Below are 11,962 nucleotides of genomic sequence, written 5' to 3' on the forward strand. Positions count from 1 at the left end.
TATTAATTGGTCATACAAATATATCTACTAATTAATTTAGTTGTGAATATTTTTATTTTAAATGCTATGAAAAAATTTGTGTACGTAGTAACTGACAGAAACCGGACGAATTTACATGTAGGTATGAGTTCAGATCTGATTAAGACACTGGAGTTTTATAAACAGATGCCAAGCTTATTTTTTGATAGCGGCCAGCAACTGACCAGGCTGGTTTACTTTGAAGAATTTAAAACTGAGGCCCAGGCAATAGGACGTTTCAAGCTGCTCAGCCGTTTTACGAGAATGCAGAAAGAAAGACTGGTTCGTTCTTGTAATCCTGATTGGGTGGATCTGACTATTGGGCTTGACTTTGAGCACATCATAAGCAGCAAGACCATCAATACACAAGTAATGTTGCCGTTAGGGATCATGTCCTGATAGAGCGATGATGTAACTGAATACACCACCTCTCTTATCTTGATAGTCTATAAAGGAGTAGTTTATCAGGAATCGTTTTATCGCTGGTTTTGTGACTCCTGCTTTTTCCTTTCCTTCTCTTCCTGACGTTTTTTTCTGCGGAGTTCTCTTTCTTCTTTTTTAGTCAGCGGCGCTGCAGGCACTGCGGCAGCGGGGGCTTCAGGTGTTTTTTTCTCCTCTTGTTTTGGAGTTTCTTCTTTTTGAGGTTGTGGTTGTACTTCTTCTATAGCAGGTACATTAAAAGCTGAAGAATCTACGGCTACGCTATCCTTGGCTGTAGTATCTACGGTATACCTTGGGGTTGGGCAGTTGATGTTCCTGGTAATCTTTTCTTTTGCTTTAGGAAAAGCGCCGTAGGTGTATCCTGAATTCGGATCATGGTATACTTTCTCCATGAATTTACCAAATATTGGCAATGCCGTTCTGGAACCTTCACCGGTTTCGCCATTTTTAAAATGTGCACTGCGTTCGTCACAACCTACCCAGATTCCAGTAACAAGGTCTTTAGTAACTCCCATATACCAGGCGTCTACGTAATCTGAAGATGTCCCTGTTTTACCACCAATCTGGTTGTTCTTTTTCCAAAGATCCCATTCCCACAAGGCCTGAGAGGTACCGCCTGGTTCTTCCATACCACCTCTGAGCATATATAACATCAGCCAGCTGATCTCGTCGGTAAGCACCTTTTTTGTTTTAGGTTTGAATTCTTCGATCAGGTTGCCGTCCAGATCAGTGATCTTTTCCACCAGGATAGGATCAGTTTTAACACCATCGTTCAGAAATGTTCCATAAGCTTTGACCATTTCATATACAGAAACGTCATTTGATCCAAGACTTACAGAAGGAACCGATTCCAGGTGGCTGTCGATACCGCATTCGTGCGCCCATTTAACAACATTGTCCCAGCCTACAGTTTCCGTAACCTGGGCAGTAATGGTATTTACTGATCTGGCCATAGCTAGACGTAAAGACATTTCTTTGTAGGAATTGGAATAACTGGCATTTTTAGGCTCCCAATATTCTGTTTTTCCATGTTCCTGGTAGGCGATACTTACCGGCTTATCTACATAAGTGTCGCAAGGGCTCATGCCTTTTTCTAAGGCAGCCAGGTAAGCAAAAGGTTTGAAAGTGGATCCGGCTTGTCTTTTACTTTGGTTTACGTGGTCGTATTTGAAAAATTTATGGTCGATACCGCCTACCCAAACTTTAATCTTTCCAGAGAAGGGATCCAGACTCATCATACCTGTGTTCAGGATCTTTCCATAATAACGGATCGAATCCATAGTAGAGAATAAGGTATCGCGGTCGCCTCCCCAGGCAAAGACACGCATTTTTTTCTTTTTGTTGAAATATGCGTCTATAGAATCTGCATTGTTGTTGTATTTCTTCTGCAGCATGGCGTAAATGGGAAGGTTTTGTTTGGCCCGGTTAGGGTAATCAACTTTCTTTTTTTCAGAATCCTGCCAGGGATCTTCCTTACCCCATACGCTGTAAAAACGCTTTTGAAGACTTCTCATCTGCTCATTTACGGCCTCTTCTGCATATTTCTGTAGTTTGGAATCGATGGTGGTATAAATTTTTAATCCATCTTCATATAGATCGTAGCCATTATCTGCGCACCATTTTTCAAGGTATTTTGCAACTGCTGCTCTTAAATAGGAATCTCCGTCGCTGCCGTCGTCAATACGGCCCTCTTTTAACTTAATAGGGGTATTCTTGAAGGTATCGAGTTGTGCAGCGGTAATGTATTTGTATTTGTTCATTTGGGCTAACGCCACATTTCTGCGTTCCAAAGCCCTTTGTGGATTCTTAACCGGATTATAATAAGTGGTTCCTTTTAACATCCCCACTAAAAGTGCAGACTCAGGTATGTCTAAATTTGATGCATCTTTATCAAAATAGATTCTTGCTGCAGTTTTAATTCCGTAAGCGTTGTTTCCAAAAGAAACTGTATTGAGGTACATGGTAATGATATCGTTCTTGGAATAATTGGATTCCAGTTTTACAGCCGTCATCCATTCCTTTAATTTGGAAACCAGGGTACGTACCACCGGTATATGTTTTATAAAGCCTTGCGATTTATTATATCTTGTTCTGTATAGGTTTTTTGCCAGTTGTTGTGTAATGGTACTGCCACCACGTTTATCGCCAGAGGCTGTAGAAAGTCCACTGGAGATTAAGGAGCGAAAGTCGATGCCCATATGCTGATAAAAGCGTACATCCTCAGTTGCCACAAGTGCATTGATGACGCTTGGTGCAATTTCTTTGAAATCAACAGGGGTTCTGTTTTCTTTAAAGTAACGACCAATTAGTTTACCATCTGAAGTGTATAATTCAGAGCCAACCCGAAGTGTTGGGGTTTTAATGTCTTCATAAGAAGGAGAGTATCCAAATAGCCACAAGAAATTTAACTGGAGCGCACAGAAGAAAATGATGATACAGAAAATTGATATAGTGGCGTAGCGGATATATTTATTGCGAATCTCTTTAAACATGTGGATAAATATCAATAAAACGTAAAACAGTAAATGTTAAAATTTGTTAAAAACGGTAGTGTAGACTACAAGTCTTAAGCTGCAAATTAACGTAATTAATTTAATAAAATTGCGCTATTGTATCGTTCTGCTGGGGCAAGGTGCAAAAATACCAGATGGCTATGTTAAAGATATCATGTGTTCCGTTTTAAGAGGTGGATTTTTGGAAAAATCCCTGTATTCTACTCCAAGGCTAACGGTATCAGGTGTGCGAAGGGCGCACAGATCTCTGAGGCCTTTTTCGCAGAATGCAGCGATTTTTCGTGGCAAATTGCAGTAGTGGAGCGCCGGAGGGTTGGACATGGGGCTGTTTTAAAAAGAGAAATAAAGAATGTTTATTCCTTAAATCGTAGTAGTATAGGATTTTAGGCTTGTACAATATCGTAGACGAGTACTTTCTCCCATAAATGACCGTAATTTTTAATGAATTCCAAATGAATGGGGTGGGTTTGATAAGTTTCCTGTCCTTCAAGGTCACTAAAGAACATCAACTCTGATACGTCCCAGCTGTTGTCTACAACATCGCGTTTTTCTGTACTGGCAACAAGGCCAACATGTATGTCGAGTACGCTTGGTATTGTTGAAAGTGTTTTTACTCCATCAACCAACTGATCGCGATCTTCTTTTGAACTTGGGTTTTTTAACCAAAAAAATACATGATGTACAACAGGATAAATCTTATTCATAGTTCATAAATCTATGAAACCATAATGATTATTCAAAACAGACTTAGGATGAACCGGTTCTTGCGAGTTTTTGGGCATGGGCATGAAAATGAATAATTGCGAAAAACAAATTCTGAGTTTAAAAACAAATTATGATGGAGAGCGATTTTGACTCTTTATATTTATGGGATCAATATAAAATGAATACTCATGAAAACACTTGTTTGCACCACACCAGGTACTTTAGAATACGGAAATACTGAACGGCCGGTATTGAAACCAGGACATGCAATTATAAAGATTACTCGTATTGGGATCTGTGGAACGGATCTCCATGCTTTTGAGGGTACGCAGCCTTTTTTTAATTATCCTAGAATTTTGGGACATGAACTTGCGGGGGATTTGGTGGAGGCAGATGGTGCTGATGGCTTTGAAATTGGAGAAAAAGTGACTTTTATTCCTTACTTTAATTGTGGTGTGTGTGTGGCTTGCCGTTCAGGTAAAGAGAACTGCTGCATTAATATAGAGGTTTGTGGGGTGCATGTTGATGGGGGTATGCGGGAATATTTATCTGTTCCGTCAAAATCACTGATTCACGGCGCGGACTTGAGTGATGATGAGCTGGCATTGGTTGAACCTCTGGCTATTGGTGCCCATGGTGTTCGCCGTGCGGATATAAAACCTGGGGAATTTGTATTGGTTATTGGCGCGGGGCCTATTGGTCTTGGCACCATGGAATTTGCGAGGATTGCAGGTGGAGAGGTTATTGCTCTGGACATTAATCCGGTACGTCTTGGCTTCTGTAAAGAGAGACTTCATATTCCTCATGTGGTTAATGCGCTTTCGGACAATGTATTGGAGCGGTTAAAAGATATTACTGGTGGTGATATGCCAACTGTGGTTATTGACGCTACTGGAAGTGCTAATGCCATTCATCAGGCTTTCCAGTATATGGCTCACGGGGCGCGTTTTGTGTTGATTGGTTTGCAGAAAGAAAACATCAGCTTTAGCCATCCTGAATTCCATAAACGGGAAGCAACATTGATGAGCAGCAGGAATGCGACCAGGGCTGATTTTGAGCATGTGATTGCTGCGATGAAAAAGAAACTAGTGGAGCCGGCAACGTATATTACTCATAGAGTGCATTTTGATGAGGTTCAGGCGAATTTTAACAGTTGGATTGATCCTAGAACGGGTGTTATTAAAGCGATGATTGGATTGGTTTAGATTAGGGGAGTGAATAAGGTGGAGCGATTGGGGAGGTGATTGGGCGGTGAATTTTTGAAAAACACTTGATACTCTACTCCAAGGCTAACGATATCAGGTGCGCGAAAAGCGCACAGATCTCTGAGGCCTTTCCGCAGAGCATCAAGTGTTTTTTTTTAATTGCAGAAGGGGATGACCGGAAAAGGGCATGGGTACGGTGGTGATGAATTAATTTATAGTCGTTTTATTGAGCTTTTTCTCCAGGATGTTTTTGTCAACATTCAGAGGAATTGGTCTGGTTACTTTTACTGGGGTACTAACCATAGGAACTGATCTGGATACATCTTTTGATGCAAGGGCCCAGGTGGCGTAGGTGCCAATATTGTTCGTGTTGTATTTTATCCAGCCATACCCCTCGTCGCCCCAGCTTTCGCCCCAGCTGTTCCGCATCAACCAGGCTTGTTTATCATCGTCCCAGCCAACCAGGACTACTAAATGATTAACTTCCGGATGTGCATAATTACTTGCTGTTTCAAAATAGACCGAATTGCCACCAAAATTTTGAAGTAAAGGAGTTGCAAATATGCCTACTGATATCGGTCCGTACATACAAATTGCCTCTTTAATCTTATCTACAGGGGCTATTTTATTGATTTCTCCATTTGGATCGACCAGGCCCCAATCCAGCACCTTTACCCTGGAATTTACATAGGTTGAGGGGCAAGGGCCATCAACACCTTTGTCAGGTGCGTTTGCATCATTCATAATTTTTGCACCTGAGTTTTTAAGCCAATCAAAAACTTTATGGGTATACCCGCCAGCGCAAGTGCCTGCACCTGAACAATCAACCATTTGTTGCTCGCTTAGGTTTACCGTTGCGGGATTGGTAATGTTGTTTATTCTGATATAGCTGCTTTCTACTACCCCTATGGCCGAATAAGCCCAGCAATTGCCACATTGCTGACGGCGTATGTCCGAAACTAATTTATCGCAGGCAAATACCATCAGAATTAAAAAATATTTCATAGCTCTTATTGTTTGAATATTACCGGTGTAACCCCATTAGGGCCATATGGCGCATTGGTATCTACATAATTGGGCAATCTTGGAGATCCATATCCGTACTTGGACTGATCTACTGCCCAGGCATCGACCATCATTGTTTTTCCATCTGGTGCCAGGACACCAAAATATGGGTAGATCTTATCATAGATCTCATCGTATCCGTAGAAAAAGACCATAGAGCCGTTCTGTCTGTAGAGGATTTTTACCGGATCAACCTTATCTTTTAGAGTGTAGGTAATGATCTTTCCGTTCCTGAAAAATTGCTCTTCTGTGTCACCGAAGGCTATGGCGCTTAAATCGGGGTAATAATATTGAGGATTCTGTGCAGTTTCTGTGCCGGGCCTTACTTTTCCGCTCCAGGAGCTTGATTTAACTGAATTTATTTTATCCGGGCACCTGGCCAGATTAAACGTGAAAAAGTTATAGGCGGAGATTGGAGCACCACCACTGCCAAAAATCTTGTTTTTTGCATAGTTGGCACTGTTGTCTTTGTCACTTGTGATATAGAATTGTAATTTCTGACCTACGAAGGGCAGAGGCAAGGATAAATCCACGATTGCAGTTCCGGGACTGGTGAGGGTATCTATTTTGGTCACTTTTCCCCGTAAACTATCTATCCTGGAAAAATTTAACGTTGCGACATCTACCACGTAGTAGAATAAGCCGAATACAGTCATGGCGGTATCGCCTCTACATCTTAAACAACAGGGCGCATCGTACTCCTGACTAATGCTATGAAAAGTTCCGACCCACTCTGTGTTTTTGAAAAAGTAGCCCTTTTTGAGCACTGGGGGAGTAGTTGGAGGACTTGGTGCAGGCATTCCTCCTTTTTTGCAACTTATGCAAAAGCTTAAGGTAATCCAACAGATCAGTGTTTTAACGAGATATTTCATAATAGGATGGTTAAATACAAACCGAAATTGCAGACAATTTCTGCCCGAAAAAATCCCCTGTTTGGGTAGGATAAGTGTATGGATTGGGAACTTACAGCCGAAACAGAATCCATATCCTGCCTGGGCTCACTCATTTGGGTAATTACAAGAGCTTATTGTCCAAAGACTTAGAATATATGACTATCTTTAGGTAAGCTGTAATAGTTTTATACGGTAGATGGTAATCTAATGTTAAAATAGCTTGTTAAAGTAAAATAGGATGGCAAAAGGCTCCCTGATTCTGGCTTTTTTATTTCAATGCTTATGCACTTTCGCACAGCAAAATTCTATTTTATTCAGGAACATAGGTTTAAATGAGGGCTTATCGCAGAGTAGCGTAGTCGATATTGCATTTGATGCCAAGGGTATGGTTTGGATGGCCACTCAAGATGGTTTAAACCGGTATAATGGAAAAAATTTCCTGATAGTTGATCAAAAATTTGACGATAAGACTTCTGGAACTAGCAGCAGGTTAGGGAAAATTGAAAGTGCTGGTGATCATTTTTTATGGATCCTGGTTAAAGGAGGGCATTTGGAAAAGTTTGATTTGATTAATCATACCTTTCTTCATGCAGATATCTTTTCTGGAAAAACCCGAGAGGTTATTGTCTGTTTTTATCCTGAAAAAGATGGAAAACTGTGGGTGGGTACAGAAAGTGGAAAGCTGTATGAGTATGACAGCCAGACAGAAAAAGTAATCAGGCAAATCACTTTGCCTGTTACCACTTCTCAGCCGGTAATCAATGCCTTCTTTAGAGACAGTTATGGACGGCTATGGATCATTGGAAGTACGGTAGGTTATCTGGAAAATAATCAAGTCAATCCTGTGTTTTTTGAGCAATTGGCACCTAAAGAAACCACCTCTTACAGCTGCATGGCAGAAGATAAGGAAGGAAATCTCTGGCTGGGTAGTTGGGGCAGGGGGCTTTTTGTGAAAAAGAAGACCGAAGCTCATTTCCAGCAGTTTAAGGGATATAAAACAGGGGCTCTTCCCTCTGACCTGGTCATTGAGGCTATCCTGGCAGATGAAACCAATAGAATTTGGATTGGTACTTATGGTAAAGGGCTCTTTATTATAAATACAGAAGAAGAAAAATTAGACCAATTGGTTAATGATAGGAGAAATCCGTTTTCAATTGCCTTTAATGATATACTTTCTATAAAACAGGATGCTCATAAAGGAATCTGGATAGGAACTGATGGTGGAGGTTTGAGTTATTTTAACCAAAACGGAAACAAGTTTAAATTATTTACTGATCAGACCGTTCCGCCTGATGTAGAAATTTCTTTAGTTAGATCCATTACCACCGACAACCAAGGTAATATTTGGGTTGGTACTACCAACAAAGGCCTGACCCAAATCAATGATAAACTAGCCCGGTATAAAACCTGGCATTTTCAAGCTTATAAAAAGAATATTTCTAACCCGGATCGTATTGTTTCTCTTTTTAATGATGGAGAGGTATTGTGGGTGGGTACTCAGGGCAATGGTTTAATTCTTTTTGATGCTAAAAAAGGCAGGATAGTGAAAAGGCTTCATCCCGACGGAGCCTCTTCATTAAAAATACCGGATGGAACGGTCTGGTGTATGTATCCTCATTGTAAAAATGAAGTATGGGTGGGTACACAAAGCAGTGGTCTTTGTCTGGTCAATGCGGGTAGTGGTTTAGTGGCCAGGTATATGCCCGGTGATGATGGGCGAGACAATTTTTCTGACGCGATACGTGCTATGGTTTCTATAAATGACAGTACTTTATGCATTGGTTTTGAAAAAACAGGTCTGCTGCTTTTTAATACAGTGAGAAGGATCTTTAACAAGATGGGTTCGAAAGATATTTCTAGTTTTTTTAATACAGAGACCAGTGTTAAATGTTTATATTTTAGTGATTCTTTATTGTGGGTTGGCACTGGTGGCAGGGGAATACTTACTTATAATATGGTAACCAGAAGGACCAGTCTGATCACAGAAAAAGATGGCCTGCCAAACAATACCATTTATGGAATATTACCGGGGCCGGATCACTTTTTATGGGCGAGTACAAACAAAGGGCTCAGCCGTTTTAATACCTCTATAGCTAACCTAAATGTAAAGTCGTTACAATTTACCAATTATACAGCTGAACAAGGTTTGCAGGGGAATGAATTTAATACCGGTGCTTTTTATAAAAGCCCGGATGGAATGCTGCTCTTTGGTGGTATTAATGGGCTTAATGTATTCGATCCTTCTAAATTTAATGAGGTACGAAAAGCGGTACCGGTAGTTTTTACCCATATTTTAATTGATAACAAAGCGGTGGGAAATGAAACAGCGGTGCCATTTTTAAGGGAGGTGAGGCTGGGTTACCGGAATCATTCAATAATGCTCAACTTTGCCGCATTGAATTTTCCTCCTTTAACGCAGTATCATTATTATTATAAACTGGATGGCTATGATCAGGAGTGGATTGATGCCGGCCAAAGAAACTATGCTGCTTACATGAATGTTCCAGCCAATTCCTACCGTTTTCTGGTTAAATATGTACAACCCGGAAATGCGAATGAAGGTGTGGTTACAGAAATGCGTATTGATATTGATGGGCCCTTTTGGGAAAAAAACTGGTTTATTGCAGGCCTTGTACTGTTGTTTCTGGGCTTAATGTACGGTCTGTACCGCTATAGAATAGCCCAGGTGTTTAGACTGGCCCAGATCCGTCAGGGCATTGCGACAGATTTGCATGATGATATTGGTTCTGCTTTGTCCAACATCAATATATTATCAGAGCTTTCTAAAAAAAGCCTTCAAAATACCGGCCTTGCTCATACTTTTCTGGACCGAATTTCTGAAGAGGTACAGACTTCCAGCCAATCTCTTGATGATATTATATGGAGCGTAAATACTCATAATGACAATTGGGAAGAAACCTTTAGCCGGATGAGGCGCTATGCTGCTGAAGTGTTTGAGAACAACAATATTTTATATCAGCTCAAAGTTGACGAACAGGTTGGAATAGCGAAACTAGATATGGAAAAGAGAAGGGATGTTTTTCTGGTTTATAAGGAGGTTTTGAGCAATATAAACAAACATGCCGAAGCAACGGAGGTAGGGATAGAGATGGGGTTTAAGGAACAAAAGCTGATGATGATCATATGCGACAACGGCAAAGGTTTTGACAAAAGCAAACAGACCCATCGGAACGGTCTTAAAAATTTAGCCAGACGGATTACCCGTTGGAAGGGAAGTCTGACTATAGATGCAGATGATAAGGGTACCCGGATAAAGATTCTGATATGACAAAGCATCACTCATTTGAGTGGGATTTGCTATGGATTAAATGATTAATTTAGGGAGATGAATCCAATCAGTATTATATTGTTTGAAGATAATGAGCGACTTAGAGAATCTCTTGTCTACCTGTTAAACAATACCGATGGGTTTAAGGTACTGGCAGATTATGGGCATTGCAATGATGCGGCATCTGCTGTTAAGGTGTATAAACCTGAAGTGGTATTGATGGATATTGATATGCCTGGGACAGATGGAATTAAAGGTGTAAAAATGGTCAAGGAGGCTATGCCTTTAACCGCGGTGATTATGTTTACCGTTTTTGAAGACGATGACAAATTGTTTCAATGCCTTTGCAATGGTGCAAATGGCTATCTGTTAAAAAAGACAGCGCCGGGAAAACTTTTCGAGGCGATTCAGGAGGTCATGGAGGGAGGAGCACCAATGTCGCCCTCTATTGCCCGTAAAGTTTTGAATAGCTTTAATCAGGGTAAGCCAAAAGAATATAATTTAACACCAAGAGAATTGGATGTGTTACAATTGCTCATTAAGGGCTACAGCTCAAAAATGATTGCTGCCGAATTAACGATATCTTTTGATACCGCCAGGTCTCATTTAAAAAACATTTACCTGAAGTTGCATGTGAATTGCGGCAAACAGGCTATCTCAAAAGTGCTCACCGAGCATATTCTTTAGCATTTTCATACTACCCAAAGATGTGATTTCAGGGACAGGTTAATTGCCGCAATTTTGAGGTGATTATTTGAAACTTAAATCTATTTCCTATGAAATCTTATGCAGCTTTATTATCCGGTTTCCTGGTACTGTTAACTGTTGGAAGCAGTTGTAGCAGTGGGGCACAAGGCGATGCGAAAAACCTGGCATCGCAAATTGAAAGTACCGTTAAAGAAAATACCCCGGGGTCTTTGAAGGTAAATGAAAATGGCAATATCATGAAGGCCAAAATTAACGGAAAAGAATGGGTGGCTAATTCTATGTTGCCTGCAACCGAGCATACCGGCAGGATTATAGGTTATTACAATACCGATTATATCAGTTTTCCTTATGACAGAAGGGATATGCTTGTGGGTAAAAAATGGAAATTGAACGGAGTAGACTTTGTGAACAAGGAGAATGGGATCTGCGGTGGCACCAATGGGGAGATGACCATTACAAAAGTAGATAGCAATTGGGTAGAGGGTACTTTCTTTTTTACAGTGACCAGTTGCAACAACACGCCTGCAAAAATAGAAGTGACGGATGGCTTTTTCCGTATTCCAGTAGAGCTTTAAAATACGGTTTACTGGCGTTTTTTACTATTTGCTGGTGATTGATTTACAGAGGTTTATACGGGTTTATCTACATTCAAAAACAAACAGATATGAAAAATTTTAATCATTTTTTACTTGCGATTACTGCAGTTGCTGTAGTTTTTACCTCTTGCAGCAAAGATGGGCCAATTGGCCCTGCCGGGCCAGCCGGAACTACTGGCGCTACTGGTGCAACTGGTGCGGTAGGTGCCACGGGAGCTGATGGTACAAAAATTTATTCGGGTACTGTTGTTCCCGCTGCGACACTAGGTGCTAGTGGTGATTTTTATCTTAATACCGCTGCCAGTATGATCTATGGCCCAAAAACGGCTGCAGGCTGGGGTACAGCTAAAAGCCTTATTGGTGCAACGGGAGCTACAGGCGCTGCCGGGGCAACAGGAGTGGCGGGTTCCAAAATTCTCAGCGGTACAGGTGTCCCGGCAGCATCCGTTGGAAGTAATGGGGATTATTACCTGGACCCTACTAATTATTTGTTCTATGGACCAAAAGCCAATGGGGCATGGCCTGTACC

General features: G+C 41.0%; 9 protein-coding genes and 1 pseudogene. 6 read left to right on the plus strand and 4 right to left on the minus strand.

Going from position 1 to position 11,962, the window contains the following annotated elements; genetic code table 11:
- Positions 1-66: 66 nt before the first annotated feature.
- A complete protein-coding gene (locus DBR11_RS08075; protein WP_108551404.1) occupies positions 67-417 on the plus strand; it encodes a GIY-YIG nuclease family protein in 351 nt (116 codons plus the stop codon).
- Between the two features lie 77 nt (positions 418-494).
- On the opposite strand, the gene DBR11_RS08080 is transcribed toward DBR11_RS08075, so the two are convergent.
- The gene (locus DBR11_RS08080) at positions 495-2,951 is read right to left on the minus strand and encodes a transglycosylase domain-containing protein (RefSeq protein ID WP_108551406.1); all 2,457 of its coding nucleotides are present in this window, start codon (positions 2,949-2,951) and stop codon (positions 495-497) included.
- A gap of 404 nt (positions 2,952-3,355) precedes the next feature.
- The gene (locus DBR11_RS08085; protein WP_108551408.1) at positions 3,356-3,676 is read right to left on the minus strand and encodes a Dabb family protein; all 321 of its coding nucleotides are present in this window, start codon (positions 3,674-3,676) and stop codon (positions 3,356-3,358) included.
- Between the two features lie 189 nt (positions 3,677-3,865).
- On the opposite strand from DBR11_RS08085, the gene DBR11_RS08090 reads away from it, so the two are divergent.
- The gene (locus DBR11_RS08090; protein WP_108551410.1) at positions 3,866-4,882 is read left to right on the plus strand and encodes a zinc-binding alcohol dehydrogenase family protein; all 1,017 of its coding nucleotides are present in this window, start codon (positions 3,866-3,868) and stop codon (positions 4,880-4,882) included.
- A 207-nt stretch (positions 4,883-5,089) separates the two neighbouring features.
- Here the strand turns inward: DBR11_RS08090 and DBR11_RS08095 are convergent, their stop codons facing one another.
- Together DBR11_RS08095 and DBR11_RS08100 are read right to left on the minus strand one after the other, a co-directional pair.
- Positions 5,090-5,887, minus strand: a complete 798-nt coding sequence (locus tag DBR11_RS08095; protein ID WP_108551412.1) for a C1 family peptidase — start codon at positions 5,885-5,887, stop codon at positions 5,090-5,092.
- 5 nt (positions 5,888-5,892) lie between these two features.
- The gene (locus DBR11_RS08100) at positions 5,893-6,819 is read right to left on the minus strand and encodes a hypothetical protein (protein ID WP_108551414.1); all 927 of its coding nucleotides are present in this window, start codon (positions 6,817-6,819) and stop codon (positions 5,893-5,895) included.
- Positions 6,820-7,078: 259 nt separating this feature from the next.
- Here DBR11_RS08100 and DBR11_RS08105 point away from each other — a divergent pair, with 259 nt between their 5' ends.
- The 4 genes and pseudogenes from DBR11_RS08105 to DBR11_RS29865 form a co-directional block, all read left to right on the plus strand.
- Positions 7,079-10,129: a sensor histidine kinase gene (locus DBR11_RS08105; RefSeq protein ID WP_108551416.1), complete on the plus strand. Its 3,051-nt coding sequence runs from the start codon at positions 7,079-7,081 to the stop codon at positions 10,127-10,129.
- 57 nt (positions 10,130-10,186) lie between these two features.
- Positions 10,187-10,816, plus strand: coding sequence for a response regulator transcription factor (locus DBR11_RS08110; RefSeq protein ID WP_108551418.1), 630 nt, complete (start codon positions 10,187-10,189; stop codon positions 10,814-10,816).
- An 89-nt stretch (positions 10,817-10,905) separates the two neighbouring features.
- Complete coding sequence (locus DBR11_RS08115; protein ID WP_108551420.1) at positions 10,906-11,412, plus strand: hypothetical protein; 507 nt, start codon at positions 10,906-10,908, stop codon at positions 11,410-11,412.
- An 89-nt stretch (positions 11,413-11,501) separates the two neighbouring features.
- Positions 11,502-11,962, plus strand: a pseudogene (locus tag DBR11_RS29865) (hypothetical protein); the annotation flags it as partial.

This window comes from Pedobacter sp. HMWF019 (genome assembly GCF_003061025.1).
Lineage (GTDB): Bacteria > Bacteroidota > Bacteroidia > Sphingobacteriales > Sphingobacteriaceae > Pedobacter.